The 18,365-nt window shown below is 69.2% G+C and carries 13 protein-coding genes; all 13 read left to right on the top strand.

What is annotated here, in order from left to right; translation table 11 throughout:
* Positions 1-102: 102 nt before the first annotated feature.
* The 13 genes from pstC to ACSJDX_RS02165 all read left to right on the top strand — a co-directional run bounded on the left by pstC (position 103) and on the right by ACSJDX_RS02165 (position 18,304).
* Positions 103-1,122: a phosphate ABC transporter permease subunit PstC gene (pstC, locus tag ACSJDX_RS02225; protein ID WP_438353964.1), complete on the top strand. Its 1,020-nt coding sequence runs from the start codon at positions 103-105 to the stop codon at positions 1,120-1,122.
* A 92-nt stretch (positions 1,123-1,214) separates the two neighbouring features.
* Positions 1,215-2,426 (top strand): phosphate ABC transporter permease PstA, encoded by a 1,212-nt coding sequence (gene pstA, locus ACSJDX_RS02220; RefSeq protein WP_438353963.1) that lies wholly within the window; start codon positions 1,215-1,217, stop codon positions 2,424-2,426.
* Positions 2,423-3,994, top strand: a complete 1,572-nt coding sequence (gene pstS, locus ACSJDX_RS02215) for a phosphate ABC transporter substrate-binding protein PstS (RefSeq protein ID WP_438353962.1) — start codon at positions 2,423-2,425, stop codon at positions 3,992-3,994. Before pstA ends, pstS begins: the two co-directional genes overlap by 4 nt.
* Before the next feature lie 164 nt (positions 3,995-4,158).
* The gene (locus tag ACSJDX_RS02210) at positions 4,159-6,681 is read left to right on the top strand and encodes a hypothetical protein (RefSeq protein WP_438353961.1); all 2,523 of its coding nucleotides are present in this window, start codon (positions 4,159-4,161) and stop codon (positions 6,679-6,681) included.
* Positions 6,682-6,765: 84 nt separating this feature from the next.
* Positions 6,766-7,869, top strand: coding sequence for a hypothetical protein (locus ACSJDX_RS02205; RefSeq protein ID WP_438353960.1), 1,104 nt, complete (start codon positions 6,766-6,768; stop codon positions 7,867-7,869).
* A 32-nt stretch (positions 7,870-7,901) separates the two neighbouring features.
* On the top strand, positions 7,902-9,512 hold the full coding sequence (locus tag ACSJDX_RS02200; protein ID WP_438353959.1) for a hypothetical protein: 1,611 nt from the start codon (positions 7,902-7,904) through the stop codon (positions 9,510-9,512).
* Between the two features lie 182 nt (positions 9,513-9,694).
* Positions 9,695-10,816 (top strand): hypothetical protein, encoded by a 1,122-nt coding sequence (locus tag ACSJDX_RS02195; protein ID WP_438353958.1) that lies wholly within the window; start codon positions 9,695-9,697, stop codon positions 10,814-10,816.
* Complete coding sequence (locus ACSJDX_RS02190) at positions 10,813-11,613, top strand: hypothetical protein (RefSeq protein WP_438353957.1); 801 nt, start codon at positions 10,813-10,815, stop codon at positions 11,611-11,613. Before ACSJDX_RS02195 ends, ACSJDX_RS02190 begins: the two co-directional genes overlap by 4 nt.
* A complete protein-coding gene (locus ACSJDX_RS02185) occupies positions 11,610-12,611 on the top strand; it encodes a sortase (protein WP_438353956.1) in 1,002 nt (333 codons plus the stop codon). The genes ACSJDX_RS02190 and ACSJDX_RS02185 overlap by 4 nt, the downstream gene beginning before the upstream one ends.
* A gap of 557 nt (positions 12,612-13,168) precedes the next feature.
* Positions 13,169-13,918, top strand: a complete 750-nt coding sequence (locus ACSJDX_RS02180) for a phosphate ABC transporter ATP-binding protein (RefSeq protein WP_438355033.1) — start codon at positions 13,169-13,171, stop codon at positions 13,916-13,918.
* An 11-nt stretch (positions 13,919-13,929) separates the two neighbouring features.
* The gene (locus ACSJDX_RS02175) at positions 13,930-15,615 is read left to right on the top strand and encodes a phosphate ABC transporter substrate-binding protein PstS (protein ID WP_438353955.1); all 1,686 of its coding nucleotides are present in this window, start codon (positions 13,930-13,932) and stop codon (positions 15,613-15,615) included.
* Between the two features lie 134 nt (positions 15,616-15,749).
* Positions 15,750-17,036 (top strand): aspartate kinase, encoded by a 1,287-nt coding sequence (locus ACSJDX_RS02170; RefSeq protein WP_438353954.1) that lies wholly within the window; start codon positions 15,750-15,752, stop codon positions 17,034-17,036.
* Positions 17,037-17,233: 197 nt separating this feature from the next.
* On the top strand, positions 17,234-18,304 hold the full coding sequence (locus tag ACSJDX_RS02165; protein WP_438353953.1) for an aspartate-semialdehyde dehydrogenase: 1,071 nt from the start codon (positions 17,234-17,236) through the stop codon (positions 18,302-18,304).
* Positions 18,305-18,365: the final 61 nt, after the last annotated feature.

The following is an 18,365-nucleotide window of genomic DNA, read 5'->3' as shown; positions in this document are numbered from 1 at the left end:
GTGGCGCACGGCGCCTCCGCTGCATGTGGCGGCACCCGATCGCCGCACACCGCGCCGCGCCCCGTCACCTGGTGACCTGAACCGATCCGTCACGGAGGTGACATGAACGACTCCGTGACGGAGGTGCTCACCTCGTCTCCCGGAGCGACGGCACCGAAGCCGCGGCTCCTGAAGTCCCGGCCGGTCCTGTCCGACCGGGTGTTCCGCACGATCTGCTACGCCGGTGGCGCGGTCACCGTCACGACGATGCTGGCCGTCGGCGTGTTCCTCTCCGGCCGGGCGGGCGAAGCCCTCATCAGCGCCGGGCCCGCGTTCCTCTGGACACAGGAATGGTCTCCCGAGACCGGGACCTTCGGGATCGCCGCGGTGCTCTTCGGCACGGTCACGATCGCGCTGATCGCCCTCTCGATCGCCCTTCCCCTCTCGCTCGGCACGGCGCTGCTCATCAGCGAGGTGGTCCCGGCCCGCATCCGTTCGTTCCTGATCTCCCTCGTCGACCTGATGGCCGCCGTGCCCAGCGTCGTGTTCGGGCTGTGGGGAGTCTTCTTCCTCCAGGCGGGTGTGATTCCCATCGCCACCTGGATCTCGACGTACTTCAACGCCATTCCGATCTTCGCCGTCACCGATCAGAACGGGCAGCCGATCACCGACGCCGGCGCGTTCACCTCGTCCGCGTTCATCGCGGGAATCGTCGTCGCTCTCATGGTGGTCCCGACGCAGACCTCGATCATGCGGGAGGCGTTCTCCCAGGCCCCGCTCGGCGAGCGGGAGGGGGCGCTTGCGCTCGGGTCGACGCGGTGGGGCATGATCCGCACGGTCGTCCTCCCCTTCGGGCGAGGTGGCATCATCGGCGGCACGATGCTCGCGCTCGGCCGTGCGCTCGGCGAGACCATCGCCGTGGTGATGATCATCTCGCCGATCTTCACGATCAACTGGCAGGTCCTCAAGACCGGCACCAACTCGGTGTCCGCCCTCATCGCTCTGCGGTACGGCGAGGCCAGCCAGTTCGGCCTCTCAGCCCTCATGGCCGCGGGACTGGTGCTCTTCATCATCACGCTGATCGTGAACTTCACGGCGTCGACGATCGTCGCGCGGAGTCGATCGGGAGCGGAGAGCAACTGATGACGATCCTCGAAGCTCCGGCCGAGACCCGATCCGAAGCGCCTGACGGACGCCGACGCACGGAGATCCCGAGCCGGACAGCGGAAACCGGGGTGCGACGAGACGTCCGCAGCGTCCCGCTCGACGACAAGTTCAACGTGCTCGGCGCTCTTGCCGCGGGGCTCGCCATCGCCACACTGCTGTTCGGATGGTTGACCCCGATGACCGGCCTGATCGGCTGGTTCGTGATCTCCTTCATCGCCTTCCTCGGAATCTACGCGGTGCTGTCTTCGCTGCGCGCCGACCGCTTGACGGTGAGCGAGCGGATCATGACCGCCCTGTTCTATTCGGCCGGCGCATTGCTGCTGAGCGCACTCGCTTTCGTGCTGGGATTCACCCTCTTCCGCGGCATCCCCGCTCTTGTGAACCCGAACTTCTTCGTGGAGACGATGAAGCTCGCCGGCCCGCTCGACCCGCTCACCGTCGGTGGCATCTCCCACGCCATCGTGGGCACACTCATCCAGATCGGGATCGCGTTGGCGATCACCATCCCGCTCGGAGTCACCACCGCGGTCTTCCTCAACGAGATCGGCGGGCCCTTCGCGCGCTTCGTCCGCACCATCTCCGATGCGATGACCGCCCTCCCGTCGATCGTCGCGGGTCTGTTCATCTATGCGGCATTCGTGACCCTCGTCACGCATGAGCGGTCGGGATTCGCCGCGTCGCTCGCGATCAGTGTGATGATGCTCCCGATCATCATCCGCGCATCGGATGTCGTTCTCCGGCTCGTTCCGAACAACCTTCGCGAAGCGTCCTATGCTCTCGGCACGACCCGGTGGCGCACCGTGTGGAACGTCGTTCTTCCGACCTCGCGCTCGGGGCTCGTCACTGCGGTCATCCTGGGAACCGCGCGTGGAATCGGCGAGACGTCTCCCGTCCTGCTCACCTCCGGCGTCACGGCCGAGATGAACCTCAACCCGTTCTCCGGGCCGATGATCTCGTTGCCGCTGCAGGTCTTCGAGTTCGTCCGGTCGCCGGAGCCGACCATGATCGCCCGAGGCTTCGGCGCCGCGGCGACACTCGTGATCCTCGTTCTGGTGCTGTTCATCATCGCCCGGGTGATCGGCGGAACGGGTGCGGGACAACTGAGCGACCGTCAACGTCGCGGGGTGAAGACGGCCTCCGAGCGGGACCTGCGTCGCATCGAGGCGATGAGCTCACCGGGAGCCCCACGAAGCGGCCGTGGCGACGCGGGATCCCGCGCGCGGACTGCTCGCACCACATTCGCCGGCGACATCGCCCCAACCGAGGAGACCCGGTCGTGAACGCCCGAACTCGCACATATCGCTACGCCGCCGTGGCGCTCGTCCTGACCCTCGTGGGTCTGGGATCGACGCCTGCACAGGCTGCCACCTACGATCCGATCAGCGGATCCGGGTCGACCTGGTCGGAGAACGCCTTGTCGCAATGGCGCAAGGACGTGGGTCAGAACTACGGAATGACGGTCAACTACCGCGCCGAAGGATCGACCGTCGGTCGGTCGGACTTCATCAAGCAGCAGGTCGACTTCGCCATCAGCGAGATCCCGTTCCAGCTCCAGCCCGAGGACAACTCGCCTCCCGAGGTCTCGCCCGTCAAGTTCGCCTACATGCCGATCGTCGCGGGCGGGACGTCGCTGATGTACAACCTCAAGATCGGCGGCAAGCGGGTGACGAACCTGCGCCTGTCCGGGGAGACGATCGCCAAGATCTTCACCGGTGCCATCACGAAGTGGAACGACCCGGCGATCGCCACGGACAACCCTGCCCTTGCCATGCCGGACCGGGCGATCACACCGGTGTACCGCTCCGACGGCTCGGGGACCAGTGCGCAGTTCACCCTGTGGATGTCGAAGCAGTTCCCGTCGATCTGGACCTACGGCATGCGGTCGCAGTTCCCCGCGGTGACTCCGGCGTTCAAGGGGCAGAAGGGATCCGACGGCGTCTCCGCGTACGTCTCCCAGGACTACGGCGAGGGCGCGATCACGTACGCGGAGTATTCCTACGCGGTGAAGGCGGGGTTCCCGGTGGCGAAAGTGCTCAACAAGAGCGGCTACTACGTCGAGCCGACCTACCAGTCCGTCGCCGTGGCGCTCATGAACGCGAAGATCAACGGCGACCTCACGCAGAACCTCGACGACGTTTACAACAGCGGAGATCCCCGCTCGTACCCGATGTCGAGCTACTCGTACCTGATCGTGCCGCTCCAGACCACGACGACGCTCTCGACGTCGAAGGGAACGGCTCTGAGCGTGTTCGCGAGCTACATGATCTGCGAAGGGCAGCAGAAGGCCGCCACTCTCGGCTATTCCCCGCTTCCGATGAATCTCGTGCGCGCGGCATCCGCGGTCATCGCACAGATACCGGGCAGCGCGGGGGAAGTCGACCTGAACAAGTGCAACAACCCCACCTTCAAACCGGGCGACTCCGAGTCCAGCAATCAGCTCGCAGCGACTGCGCCGAACCCGCCCGACTGCGACCGGCAGGGGCCCACACAGTGCCTTGCGGGCACGGGCGGAGCCCCCGCCGAGACGCCGGCCACAGGAAACGGCGGTGTCGCCGGAGGCGGTTCGGGAGCTACCGGCGGCGGCGCCGGGACGACGGACGCTGCAGCGACCGGCGCAGCGGCCGGTGCCGCGACCGGCGCCTCCGACGCGGTGTACGACGCGAACGGCAACCTCGTCTCGGGTTCGGGTTCGAGCGGTGCGGCGGCGGTCTCCTCTCCCTTCTCCCTCGCGCAGGACGGATGGGGCACCGCTCAGACCTTGATGCTCGTGGCCGGAGTGCTCCTGATCGCCGCGACGCTTGCGCCTCCCTTCCTCGTTCGCGCGCTGAGGCGCGACAAGCGAGGCTGACATCGAACCTGCCGGGCGGGGAGTTTTACTCCCTCTCATCTGGCATTTTCCGCGTTCACCCGTCGTACATCCCTTGTGTCGCGATTCATCTCATCGCCGACACCAGAACGCGTGCGGCCGTTCATCGCGCGACCGTACCTTGACATCGTCAGTGGGAGAACCACATGAATCTCTGGGGGAGCACCTTGGTTTCTCGAACGCGACGAGGCGCGCTGCGCGCGTCGATGTCGTCGATCGCGATCGGCGTCGTCGTCGCCGGCATGGTGTCGGCGGGTGCCGTGTCCTTCTCGCTTTCGGCGGCTCATGCCGACGATTCGTCGGCGCAGACCGTCTCGGCGCGAGTGCAGGACTCGGATGCCGTGAACGCACCTTTCCCCGACCTGAAGGTGACGGTGTCGCAGACTCGGGGACTCGAGGCCCAGGGCATCGTCCTCAACTGGGAGGGCGCCAAGCAGTCGACTGTTCCCAACGATCAGATCGGCGGAACGAACTTCCTCCAGATCTTCCAGTGCTGGGGGGATGACCCCGCCAACCCCGGGATGCCGGATCGCACGACCTGCCAGTACGGCGGGCTCGCCAATCCCGGAAGCAGTCGCGACAGCGATCGCAGCGCCGACAAGGACGTCGCGACCCAGGATCGGCCGTTCACCCGATGGGGGGACGGGTTCGCGCTGAGCACCTACACCTCGATTCCCTTCAAGCCCGTGCAGGGCGATCCCATCGCGAACGTCGTCGACGGGAAGAAGATCGAAGGCTCGGACGTCAACACGCATCAGTACTTCACGAAGGACACCACCAACATGGTGCCGTGGGCCGGATCGGGAGCGGACGGAACCGGTTCGGTGAAGATGGAACTGCAGACCGCCATGCAGTCGAAGGGACTGGGCTGCGGTGCGCCGATCACGGCGACCGACGGCACCGTCAGCGGGCAGTCGTGCTGGCTCGTCATCCTCCCGCGAGGAAGCGCCGACAACGGTTCCACGCATATCACGCAGTCGGGCCTGTTCTGGGATGTCTGGAAGCATCGCCTGGCGGTCAAGCTCGAGTTCAAGCCCCTGGGTGTCCGCTGCGCGCTGGGCACCGCGGAACGTCAGCTCGCCGGCAGCGAGCTCGTGGGTCGGGCGATCGCGTCGTGGCAGCCGGTGGTCTGCAACGAGCCCGGCGGGTCCGTCTACTCGGCGATCACCAGTGCGGAGTCCGACGCAGTACGGGCCGCCAACTCGACCGCTCCGGCTCCTCTCGCGTTGACGTCTCGGGCGGCGTCGACCGACCTCGGTGCCGACTCCCTGCGCTACGCGCCGATCGCGATCACCGGGGCGACCTTCTCGTTCGCCATCGATCGCAGCCCGAAGCTCGATGGATCGGTTCCCGCCGACGTCAGCGGGCGCTCCGGATTGCCCTTCACCGCGATGAAGCTCACGCCGAGGCTGGTCGCGAAGCTCCTCACCTACTCGTATTTGGACTCGCTCCCGCAACTAGCCGATCGCAGTCACCTCGGTAAGAATCCACGGACACTGACCTTCGATCCGGACTTCCTCCAGATCAACGACCCCGAGTGGCAGCACCAGGCGATCGCCGGTGAATCCGTGGCGGACGCGCTGTCGCCTCTCGGACGATCGGACGCGGCCTGGGCCGTGTGGCAGTACGTCCTCAGCGACCCGAGCGCGCGCGACTTCCTCAATGGCAAGCCGGATCCGTGGGGTATGACGGTGAACCCGTGGAGCGCGACCGACGACAAGGTCAACAAGACGGGCACCGCACTCTCACTTCCGCGTGAGGACTTCCCGAAGGCGGATCCGGTCGAGTACGTCTCGAACAACGCCGGTCCGATCAACCTGGTGACGCGCAGGCCGTACGTCACCGATCTCGACACCGGCGCCTACGACACCCTCCGTGGGGACGGTCTCATCCTCGGGAGCTGGGACCCGCAGGGGACACCTCCGAAGTACGGCAAGGCTCCGAGAGCCCTCCCCGGCATGCAGCGCGTGATCGCCATCACGGATGCGGCCTCGTCGGCCCGCTATCAGGTCGTGACAGCCGCGCTCCAGAACCCCGCCGGAGAGTTCGTCACCGCGACGCGCGATTCCATGACCGCCGCGGCGGCCGTCATGACCGCCGACCCGACGCAGGGCCAGATCTACGGCTTCGACCCGACGTCGGCCGGCGCGAAGTCCGCCGCCGGCGCGTACCCGCTCACGATGCCCGTCTATGCGGCCGCGAATCCGAAGATGACCGATGCGACGCTCCGGGCGAGTTACGCGGCATTCATCCGGTTCGCGGCGGTCAAGGGCCAGGAACCCGGCACCGCGCTCGGCCAGCTGCCGGAAGGCTATGCCCCCCTGCCCAGCGGTTGGCGCGATCTCGCGGTCGCGGCGGCGAACGACATCGAGTCCGGGAACACCGGTCGACCGGTCACTTCTCCGCAGTCCGACGGCCAGTCCTTCCCCGGGGGCGTCGTCTCGACCACGACCCGCAACCAGAGCAGCGCGGCCGCCGCCCCGGCCTCGGCGGCGCAATCCGCTGCGGCACCCGTGGCCAGCGGTGCCCCGGCGGCCGCCCTCGCCGGCGGCACGACGCCGGACGATCCCTTCGTCGGACCGATGGCTGCCGTGCTGCCGCTGAGTCTGCTCGGTGGCGCCGCCGCCGCAGTCGCCGTTCCGCTCGTCACCCGACGTCGACGCGTATGACGTGTCCGTCGCCGTCCCCCCGACCCATCTCCACCTCCCTCGCAACTGAACATCCATCCAGGAAAGACAACGAAAGGTATTGAGTTGAAGCTCAAGAAGCTGGTCGCCCTCGGGGCGGCTTGTGGAATCGCCATCGCCGGCATCGGTGTGGCAACCTCCGCCTCGGCGGAGCCCGTCTCCAACAGCTACGCGCTCGTGGGATCGGACACCCTGCAGGACTCGCTGAACGCCATCACCAACGGCACCACCGTGTCGGGCCCGCAGGTGAAGGTGCTCACTGCCAACAACGCAACGCTCGGCAACTTCGACGCCTTCGGCTCCGCGGCGATCCAGACGAAGACCGCGGGTGTCTTCTTCGGTCGTCCGTCGGGCTCCGGCGCCGGGGTCAACGCCCTTCGCGCGTCGATCACGGGGGCGAACTACACCGGAAACCCCGCGGTGCCGGCTCGCGCCATCACCGGCTCGGTCGACATCGCCCGCTCCTCGAGCGGCCCGGGCGCCAACGCCAACGCCAACGGACTCCTGGCCTACGTGCCCTACGCGCGTGACGCCGTCGGATTCGCGTACAAGGGCGGCGCCGCCGCGTGGGCGAACCTCACCGCGGCTCAGCTCAAGGGCATCTACGAGTGCACCCTGACGTCGGTGGGCGGCGTGACGGTCAAGCCGCGCATCCCGCAGAGCGGATCGGGCACGCGCTCGTTCTTCCTCTCCGCGATCGGCGTGTCGAGCCTCGGCGCGTGCGTCACCGACGCGAACGGCACCACCCCCGAGAACGACGGCTCCGTGCTCGGCGCCGACGAGATCATCCCGTTCAGCGCAGCGAGCTGGGTCGCGCAGGCCAACGGTGCGACGGGCGTGAACACCACGACCGGCGCCGGCCTCGCCTTCGGCTCCGCCGTCGCCGGCCAGGCCGCCTTCACGGGCACCGCTCCGAACCTGGTTCCGAACCAGGCCTACTACTCGGACGGCGCCTTCGGCCGCGACACCTTCCTGGTCGTGGAGTACGCCCGCATCACCCCCGGTGACGCCAAGTACGACGCAGCCCTCGCCACCCTGGTCAACCCGACGGTGACCAACAGCCTCACGAGCTTCGGCAGCCTGTCGAGCTCGGTCGGTGCGGTGAAGCGCAAGTTCGGCTTCCTCGCTCCGTCCGCCACCACCATCCAGCGCGCCTTCGCGACCCTCTGATACGCCTCGAATCTGAAAGGGATACACGCATCATGAACATCAAGAAGATCGGCACGATGGTCGCTGCGGCGTCCGCCGTGTCGCTCGTGCTCACCGGCCTCTCGGTGACCGCGGCCAACGCCGCCGACCCCACCCCGCTTCACTTCTACTTCGCCGACGGTGGGGACGGCCACATCCTGCCCGACAACCAGGTGATGAACTGGACCGACCAGGTGCTGGCGCTGCCCGGCACCTCGGCCGCCGACCTCGACACCGCCTTCAAGGGCAGCGCCGACGCCACCGGCGCGATGAACTTCATCGCGCCGATCGGCAAGGAGACCCAGATCAGCGCGTGGATCGCCACGGGTCCGCAGTCGTTCATGCCGGGCACGAAGGACATCCTCCAGCCGAACATGTCGCTCACGGGCTTCTCGAACGGCAACTGGGCAGGCGTCAAGGCCGGTGGCGACTACAGCATCGGCTTCGCCTGGACGATCAACAACGGTGTCGGCCTCGCGACGAAGGGCGTGCTCTACCGCACGATCCACGTTCAGCCCGGCGGCCCCGGAAACTGGACGTTCGACACCCAGGCTCCGGTGCAGACCGGTGTCGCTCCGGCGTTCACCACGCAGCCGGCCAGCGCGACGGTGACCGCGGGCGCCACGGCGACCTTCACGGTCGCCGCCTCGGGCACCCCCGCGCCGACGCTCAAGTGGCAGTCGTCGACCGACGGCACCACGTGGGCCGACATCGCCGGTGCCACCTCGGCCTCGTACACGACGCCGGCCACGGCTGTCGCCGACTCGGGCAAGAAGTTCCGTGCGATCGCCACGAACGGCACGGCGCCCGACGCCACGTCGAACGTCGCGACCCTCACGGTCAACGCGGTCAAGACCGAGCCGACGCAGCCCACGGGCTCCGACGCCGGCAAGGTCACGATCACCGACCCCGCCGTCGACGCGAACACGATGACGGTGAACCTCGGTGCCGCCAACGCCAACAAGACGCTGCGCGCCTGGGCGTGGTCGACCCCGACCGATCTCGGAACGGTGACCACCACCGCGACGGGTGACGCGACGGTCAACATCGCCTCGCTGCCGGCCGGCCAGCACACGGTCGCGTTCACCGCTCCCGGTGACGCGAACTTCACAGTCGTCGCGTGGGGCACCTTCACGGTCGCGCCGCGCACGGTCAACCCGGGCGACCCGCTCTCGAAGAACGTGGCCCTGACGGCTGCCGTCACGGCTGCCGACCTGTGGTCGCTGAACGCCGAGAAGACCGCTGTCGACTTCGGCAACGTGGCGCGTGGCGCTCAGGTCACCAAGCCCCTCGGCAAGGTGACCGTCGTCGACGACCGCAACGTGCTCAAGGGCTGGGACCTCAAGGCGACGTGGACCGACTTCACCGGTGCGAAGAACATCGGCAAGGACGTCCTCGCGCTGGCTCCGAAGTTCGCGGCGGGCTACACGCCCACCGACGCGGGCATCACGGTCAGCTCGGTCGCCGGCGCTTCGGGTGCGAAGTCGCTCGCCTCGAGCATCGCGGGTGTCACCACCACGGCGACGGGTGCGCTGTTCGATGCGGACCTGACCTTCAAGGCGCCGGCCAACGCCGACGCGGGTGCGTACACCTCGACGCTGACCCTCACGCTCACCACCAAGTGAGCTGAGGTTCTGCTCGCAGAACCCGCCTGAACTGTGTGGGGAGGCCGCTCGCGGCCTCCCCACATGGTGCGTTGCGGCCCATTCGGCGCCGGTCGCACACCGCTACCCGTCGGAGCGCTCCTGCTCATCCCTTGTTCACCTCCGCGATGTACCTACGTCGCTCTGATCTGCGGAGATATACCGTGCTCACCTCGACCATCCCTTCGGGCAAGCGCATCCTGCCTCCGCTGGGTGCGTTGCTGCTCGCGCTCGTCGCCGCGCTCGCCGTGCTGACGCCCGCGAGCCCGGCCGTCGCTGCCGACGACCCCACCACCGTGGGCGTCGCCACCCGCCCCGCCGGCGCCGATGGACGACCCGACGGTCGCACGCGCCTGAACTACTCGGCCGACCCCGGCCAGACCATCGCCGATCAGGTGCTCGTGGGCAACACCGGCACGCAGCGCCAGGACTTCACCGTCTACGCCACCGACGCCTTCAACTCCGGCGACGGCTCGTTCGCCCTCCTCCCGACGGCCGAGACTCCGACTCAGGTGGGGGCGTGGGTGACCTTCGCCGACGGATCCAACCGCCTGCAGTTCTCGCTCGAGCCCAACGAGGCTCGCCTCGTGCCGTTCACGATGGTGCTCCCTGCCGACGTCACGCCCGGCGACCACGCGGGCGGACTCGTCGCCTCGGTGCTCGAGGCGGGCGCGCAGGTGAGCGTCGACCGCCGCGTCGCCACACCCATCTACACGCGCGTCTCGGGCGAGCTGCAGCCGCGCCTCACGATCTCCAGTTTCGACGCGGTCTACCAGGGCGACTGGTGGAACCCGTTCGGCGGCACCGTCAAGATCCTCTACACGGTCGACAACCCGGGCAACGTCGCCCTCTCCGCCAACCTCGACGCCACGACCGTCACCTGGTTCGGCATCCCCGCGACGGGAACGCGCGGGGGCAGCATCCCCAACCTCCTGCCGGGCAACTCCGGGACGTACGAATTCACCCTTGACGGAGTGGGCCAGTGGGGGTACCTCAATCCCGCTGTGCGACTGCAGCCCTTCGTGGATTCCCCGGATGCCTCGCAGCAGCTGAACGTCTCGACGGTGTCGCGCGATTCCGTGGTCATCGCCGTGCCGTGGATGCTGCTCATCCTGTTGGTGCTGGCCGCCGGCGTGTACCTCTACATCCGCTGGCGCCGCCGTCGCGATGAGGTGCGCACGCAGGAGTGGATCGAGTACACCGAGAAGCAGGCTGCCGCGAAGGCTGCCGCCGAGGCTGCCGCGGCCCCCGTCGCCGCCGGAGCGGGGAAGGGGCCGGACGAATGACCCGCTCCTGGCGGGCCACGGCGCTCGCCGCGCTCGTGCTCGGGCTCACCGTCGCGCCCGTCGCCGCCGCGGCCAACGCGGCCGACGCACCGAGCGACGACAACAGCAACCTCTCCGTGGTGATCGTCGATCCGACCGCCACTCCGAAACCGACTCCCTCGCCGACGACGTCGACGCCTGGTTCCACCGGCGGTTCGGGGTCGACCGGCGGGTCCGGGTCGTCCGGCGGATCCGGATCGGGATCCGGCGGTGGCTCCGGATCGGGCGGCTCCGGCACGGGTGGCGGCACGACGAACCCCGGTGGCAACGGCGGGGGCACGAAGCCCACGGGTGAGGTCAGCGTCGCCGGAATGCTCTACGTCGGCGGGCTCAACTCCTCGACGTCGATCTCCCTCCACCCGGGCGAGGGTGTCGTGACCCTGTGGTTCACCGTCCGCAACGCGTCGAAGAGCGTCGTCGACGCGAAAGCCGACTTCTGGATGAACAGCCAGCTGTTCGGAAACCGCATCGACACGGCCAACGGCATCCCCATCACGGGCCTGCAGCCCGGTGAGTCGCGTGTCGTCAAGACCGAACTCCACCACGCCGGGCAGTGGACGGTGCTCGATGCGCACGCGACGTTCACCCCGCCGGAGACCGTCGACGGCACCAAGCTCACGCCTGTCACCCGCGACGCGACGGTACTCGTCTTCCCGTGGCTGGCGACGGGCGGTGTCGCCGCGATCGTCATCGCCTTCTTCGTCTTCAACGCCCTGCGCCTGGCGTTCTTCATGCCCGCCGTCGTGGGGTCGACATGACCCTCGCCGACGACCGCACCGAGATCCTCGCCCCGGCCGTCCCACCCGCTCCCGTCGACGGACCGCCCAGGCCCCCGAAGCCGCCGAAGCTCCCGAAGACGCCTCGGCCGCCCCGCCGCCCCCCGCGTCCTCCGGTGCAGTACGCGCCGCTGACCCCCGCGCAGGCGCTGGCGCGCAGCATCCTGGCCCTCGTTGCCGCGCTCATCCTCGCGTTCGTGGTGAACCTGCTCGTGATCGGCCACGTCGAGCACTTCGCCGCGCAGCAGCAGCTCTCCGACGCGTACCGGGCCCAGCTGCAGGCCGGCACCGCACCGGTGAGCGAGGGCGACTTCAACGACGTGCTGCTCGAGGACGGCGTTCCCGTCGGCGTGATCACGATCCCGCAGCTCGGGATCAAGGAGGTCATCTCGGAGGGCACGTCCTCCGGGGTGCTCAAGAGCGGCCCCGGTCATCGACGCGACACGGTCCTTCCCGGTCAGGCGGGCGTGAGCGTGATCATGGGTCGCGCCGCCGCGTTCGGCGGACCGTTCGGCCGCCTGCAGTCGCTGCAGCCCGGAGACCAGTTCGAGGTGCGCACCGGTCAGGGCGCGAGCATGTTCGAGGTGCTCGGCGTGCGCTACGCCGGCGACCCGACTCCTCCCGCGCCGGTGCGCGGCGAGAGCCGACTCATCCTCATGACCGCCCGTGGCGCCCCGTACGTGCCGACCGGGGTGGCCTACATCGACGCGAAGGCCGTCGACAAGGCCCTGCCCTCCGGAGCGCGTCAGACCACCCCGGTCACGCTGCCGCCGTCCGACAAGCCGATGGCCACCGACACCACCACCGTCTGGGCGCTGGTGTTCGCGCTGCAGTTCCTCATCGCCGCCGAGATAGCCGCCGTCTGGGCGTTCCGCCGCGTCGGTGCGCAGAAGACCTGGATCGTCTTCGCACCCGTCCTTCTGCTGGCCAGCCTCTTCACGGCCGACCAGATCGTCAGACTCCTCCCGAACCTTCTGTGACCCGGAGCTTCACCATGCCCGTAGAACCCGGCACCGAGGTGCCCCACGCCGCGTCGCCCGACGAGGCGACCACCGTCGTCGCGCACGACGCAACCCGCCCCGACCTCGCCGCGGCCGAGGCCGATCCCTACATCACCGAGGTCGTCTCGGTCGACGAGCGCGCCCTCCTCAGCGAGGTCGTCTTCGAGTCGATGCCCACAGCGGGCATCGAGAGCCCGGCATCCATGCCGCCCGCGGGCGACACAGCGCTGGTGCCGGCGGATGCCTCCGACGACGGTTTCGTCGAGGCCGTACCGAGTCGCCGCGACCAGCGCGGCAAGGGCTCCCGCTTCCTCGGGCGCGCGCTCGGTCGCCCCGCCGCCGCTGCGGAGGCGCCCGCGAACGGGCATGCCCCCGCAGCCGCGACCTCGAGCGCGGGCTACGCGGTTCCGGCGGCGTCGGTGCAGGCGTCGTCGGTCTCGCTTCTGAAGAGCGGTCCGGACACCGCCGAACGGCTCGCCGTCGCCGAGGCGCAGTTCGCGGGTCTCGTCGCGCCGTCGCGCCTCGAGGCGAAGTCGATCTCGGCGTGGTTCGGAGATCATCAGGTCCTGCACGACGTGTCGCTCGACATGCCGGCCGGCCAGATCTCCGCCCTCATCGGACCGTCCGGCTGCGGCAAGTCGACCTTCCTGCGAATCCTGAACCGCATGCACGAGCTCGTGCCCTCGGCATCCCTCGCCGGCGAGGTGCGCCTCGACGACGACGACATCTACGACGCCGGGCACCGGCTCGTCGACGCGCGCAAGAAGATCGGCATGGTGTTCCAGAAGCCGAACCCGTTCCCGGCGATGTCGATCTACGACAACGTCGTCGCCGGACTCAAGCTCGCCGGCATCCGCGCCACGCGTTCCGAGAAGGACTACCTCGTCGAGACCTGTCTCACCAAGGCCGGCCTCTGGAAGGAGCTCAAAGACCGCCTCCGCGCGCCCGGCGGCGGCCTCTCGGGCGGTCAGCAGCAGCGCCTGTGCATCGCCCGCTCGCTCGCGGTGAAGCCCCGCATCCTCCTGATGGACGAGCCCTGCTCGGCCCTCGACCCGACGTCTACGCGTGTCATCGAGCAGACCATGATGGAGCTCGCCCACGAGGTCACGATCGTCATCGTGACGCACAACATGCAGCAGGCGCAGCGCGTCTCGCAGCAGTGTGCGTTCTTCCTCGCCTCGCAGGGGCAGCCCGGACACATCGTCGAACACGGCGACACCGACGCGATGTTCTCCGACCCGCTCGACCCCCGCACCTTCGACTACGTCAACGGCCGCTTCGGATGAGGGTACCTCGGATGCTGCGCCGATCTCTGGTGCGCGGGGGAGCGCTCGCGCTCGCCGCGGCGCTCATGCTCACCGCGCTTCCGGTCGCGGCATCCGCTGCCGACAGTTACGTCCCGATCTCGGGTACGGGGTCGACGTGGACGCAGAGCGCGTTGGACCAGTGGCGTCGAGACGTCGCGGCCGACTCGGGCATGACGGTGAACTACTCGGGCGTCGGTTCGACGGTCGGGTTGCAGGACTTCGTCGACCAGACGGTCGCGTTCGCCGTGAGCGACCGCCCCTTCCGTGCGCAGCCCGAGAACGGTCAGCCCGCCGAGACGCCGCGCACGACCTACGAGTACGTGCCCGCGGTCGGGGGCGGTCTGTCGCTCATGTACAACCTCCACTCCGGGGGTTCGCAGATCACCGACCTGCGTCTGTCCGGCGATGTGGTCGCCAGGATCTTCACGGGCGTCATCACGAACTGGGCGGACCCTGCCATCGCCGCCGACAACCCCGGCAAGGCCCTGCCGAACAAGGCCATCACGCCGGTCGTGCGCTCCGACTACTCCGCGACGAGCCTGCGGTTCACGCAGTGGATGTCCAGCGAGCACCCGTCGATCTGGACCGCGGGTGCGAGCGAGGCGTTCCCGCTGCTCGCCCCCTCCTTCACGGCGCAGTCGGGCTCACTCGGCGTCGCGGGCTATGTGAGCCAGTCCTACGGCGAGGGTGCCATCACCTACGTCGAGGACTCGTACGCGCTGCGGGCAGGATTCCCTGCGGTGAAGCTCCGCAACGCCGCGGACTTCTACGTCGCGCCGACGGCGGACTCCGTCGCGATCGCGCTTCTGGGCGCAGCATCCGTCGCCGCCACCGGCGAGATCGACCATCAGGGCGTCTGGCGCAACGCCGATCCCCGCGCCTACCCGCTCAGCAGCGCGGCGTATCTGGTCGTGCCCACGCAGGCGACCCAGGTCGTCGGAACCGATCAGGGGCGCTCTCTCGCGGCGTTCGCGGCGCACGCTCTGTGCGCGGGTCAGCAGCGTGCGGGATCGCTCGGCTACGCACCTCTCCCGGTAAACCTGGTCCAGGATGCCGCGCCGCGCCTCGGCCGCATCCCCGGGGGGACCGCGCTCGACCTCTCGTCCTGCGCCAACCCCACTTTCGTCGCGGGCGACACTCCGATGTCGAACGTCCTCCTGCGCACCGTCCCGATGCCGCCCGCCTCCGATCGCGCCGACGCGCCTGCCGACCCGCACGCATCACTAGGGCTCTCGGCGGCCATCACCGCCAGCGATCTCTTCGAGCTTCGCGCGTCCACCACCTCGACGATCGATCTGGGCGCGACTCGACGAGGCGGTGTCACCGCGCCGGTGATGTTCGGCGGTATCACCGTCGTCGACGACCGTGTCGACCTCCGCGGATGGGATCTCCACGTCGACGTGTCCGACTTCACCAGTTCGACCTCCGTGCCCGTCCCGTCGAGCGCGCTCGGCTTCGCGCCGACGTCATCCGCGCTCCCTCCCGGACTGTCGCTGGGTGCCCCTCAGACGGCGGGCTCCGCCTCGTACTCGGCCACCGCCGCGCGGAGCGAGCCCGGCGCCTCCACCGGTCCGGCCGGTGTCGCGCTCGGCGCTGCGCTCACCTTCCGCCCGCCCGCCGATGCGGCACTCGGCGACTACCGCTCGACCCTGACGCTCACGCTCGTCTCGCGCTGACGGGCGCTCCTGCTCCGGCGCTGTGTCACATGACCGGGCGCGCATGCGCGGCTCCGTAGAATGAGAGCTCGGGCGCGGCATCCGTCGCCCTCGCCGCTCGATCCGCACGCGGCGCACCCCCGGGAGTAGTCACAGTGGCGCTGATCGTCCAGAAGTACGGCGGCTCGTCGGTCGCCGACGCCGAGAGCATCAAGCGCGTCGCCAAGCGCATCGTCGACACGCGCCGTGCCGGCCACGAGGTCGTCGTCGCCGTGAGCGCGATGGGCGACACCACCGACGAACTGCTCGATCTCGCGGCGCAGGTCGCGCCGATCCCGGCTCCCCGTGAGCTCGACATGCTGCTGTCGTCGGGGGAGCGCATCTCCATGGCGCTGCTGTCGCTGGCGATCCACTCGATGGGGTTCGAGGCGCGGTCGTTCACCGGGTCGCAGGCGGGCATGATCACGGATGCCACGCACGGCGCCGCCCGCATCGTCGATGTCACGCCGGTCCGCCTGCGGGAGGCGCTCGACGAGGGTGCGATCGTCATCGTGGCCGGGTTCCAGGGTTTCAACCGCGACACCCGCGACATCACGACGCTCGGCCGCGGCGGGTCCGACACGACCGCCGTCGCCCTGGCCGCGGCGCTGAACGCCGACGTGTGCGAGATCTACAGCGACGTCGACGGCGTGTTCACCGCCGACCCCCGCGTCGTGCCCAAAGCCCGCAAGCTCGACCGCGTCTCGAGCGAGGAGATGCTCGAGCTCGCCGCCAACGGCGCCAAGGTGCTCTACATCCGCGCCGTCGAGTACGCCCGTCGTCACGGCGTGCTGATCCACGCACGCTCCACGTTCAGCTCCGGCGAGGGCACCTGGGTGCTCGACGCCGGCCGCACATCGCCGCTCGTCCCCGAGGGAGTCCACATGGAAGAGCCCATCGTCGCCGGTGTCGCCACCGACCTCAGCCAGGCCAAGATCACGATCGTCGGCGTCCCCGACGTCCCCGGCAAGGCCGCCGACATCTTCACGATCGTCGCGAAGTCGGGCGCGAACGTCGACATGATCGTGCAGAACTCGTCCGCCGCCGCCACGGGACGCACCGACATCTCGTTCACGCTTCCGAAGTCGGATGCCTCGACCGCCCTCCGTGCCCTCGCGGCCGAGCAGTCGGCGGTCGGATTCGAGAGCCTCGTGCACGACGACCAGATCGGCAAGCTCTCGGTGGTCGGCGCCGGAATGCGCACCCACTCCGGCGTCTCGGCGACGCTGTTCGAGGCGCTGTCGGGCGCGGGCGTCAACATCGAGATGATCTCCACCTCCGAGATCCGCATCTCGGTGGTGCTGCGCGGCGACGACCTCGCCGCCGCCGCCCGCGTCGTGCACACGGCCTTCGACCTCGACGCCGACACCGACGCCGTGATCCACGCCGGCACCGGCCGCTGAGCCGGGCGCGCGGCATCCGTCTCCACTCGCCGCGCCGTTCCACGCCGCCGGTCCGAGAATCGGGCACGGACGAAGAGCGGTCGAGTTTGGCGGGATTGCTCCGCTGCTCGGCCGATCGCCGTTCCCCGGCCCGCCGGAGCTGCGCTTCAGCCCGCTAATCTGAACCCACCCCCGTACACGTCTCCCGAGGTACCGCTATGACCCGCATCTCCGACTCTGGACTCTCCGTCGCCGTCGTCGGCGCCACCGGACAGGTGGGCACCGTGATGCGCGAGATCCTCGCCGAGCGGGCGTTCCCGATCCGCGAGCTGCGCCTGTTCGCCACCGCGCGCTCCGCGGGCACCGCCGTCGAGTACCTAGGGCAGACGGTGATCATCGAGGACATCGCCACCGCCGACCCCTCGGGCATCGACATCGCGCTGTTCTCCGCCGGTGCGACCGGCAGCCGCGCGCATGCGCCGCGCTTCGCCGAGGCGGGCGCACTCGTCATCGACAACTCCAGCGCCTGGCGCATGGACCCCGAGGTGCCGCTCGTCGTCAGCGAGGTCAACCCGCACGCGATCGCCGAGGCCAAAAAGGGCATCGTCGCCAACCCCAACTGCACCACGATGGCCGCCATGCCCGTCCTCAAGGCGCTGCACGCCGAGGCGGGCCTCGAGCGCCTCATCGTGAGCACCTACCAGGCCGTGTCGGGCTCGGGCCTCGCCGGCGCGCAGGAGCTGCTCGGTCAGGTGGAGGGCGTGCTCGCCCAGGGCCGCACGCTCGACCTCGTGCACGACGGCTCGGCGGTCGACTTCCCCGAGCCGGAGAAGTACATCGCCCCGATCGCGTTCGACGTGATCCCGTTCGCCGGGAACCTCGTCGACGACGGGCTGAACGAGACCGACGAGGAGAAGAAGCTCCGCAACGAGAGCCGCAAGATCCTCGAGCTCCCCGACCTCCGCGTCGCCGGCACGTGCGTGCGCGTTCCCGTCTTCACCGGCCACTCGCTCTCGATCAACGCCGAGTTCGCGCGCGACCTCACACCCGACCGCGCCCGCGAGATCCTCGCCACCGCGCCCGGCGTGAGCCTCGAAGAGGTCCCCACGCCGCTGCAGGCGGCCGGAAAGGACCCGAGCTTCGTCGGACGCATCCGCGCCGACCAGTCCGCGCCCGAGGGCAAGGGCCTCGTGCTGTTCATCAGCAACGACAACCTGCGCAAGGGCGCGGCGCTCAACGCGGTGCAGATCGCCGAGGTCGTCGCGGCCTCGCTGCTGCCCACGGCATGAGCACCACGGATGCCTGAGCCCCGGCATCCGCTCGTCAAGAACCCGGGTTCTTTCCTCGCCG

It is taken from the genome of Microbacterium fluminis (assembly GCF_051549805.1).
GTDB lineage: Bacteria > Actinomycetota > Actinomycetes > Actinomycetales > Microbacteriaceae > Microbacterium.
This window is presented reverse-complemented; position numbering and strand designations above follow the sequence as displayed.

Coding starts and splice junctions, on each gene's coding strand:
- pstC (WP_438353964.1), top strand. CDS start 103: ATGAACGACTCCGTGACGGAGGTGCTCACCTCGTCTCCCGGAGCGACG.
- ACSJDX_RS02210 (WP_438353961.1), top strand. CDS start 4,159: ATGAATCTCTGGGGGAGCACCTTGGTTTCTCGAACGCGACGAGGCGCG.
- ACSJDX_RS02200 (WP_438353959.1), top strand. CDS start 7,902: ATGAACATCAAGAAGATCGGCACGATGGTCGCTGCGGCGTCCGCCGTG.
- ACSJDX_RS02190 (WP_438353957.1), top strand. CDS start 10,813: ATGACCCGCTCCTGGCGGGCCACGGCGCTCGCCGCGCTCGTGCTCGGG.
- ACSJDX_RS02185 (WP_438353956.1), top strand. CDS start 11,610: ATGACCCTCGCCGACGACCGCACCGAGATCCTCGCCCCGGCCGTCCCA.
- ACSJDX_RS02175 (WP_438353955.1), top strand. CDS start 13,930: ATGCTGCGCCGATCTCTGGTGCGCGGGGGAGCGCTCGCGCTCGCCGCG.
- ACSJDX_RS02165 (WP_438353953.1), top strand. CDS start 17,234: ATGACCCGCATCTCCGACTCTGGACTCTCCGTCGCCGTCGTCGGCGCC.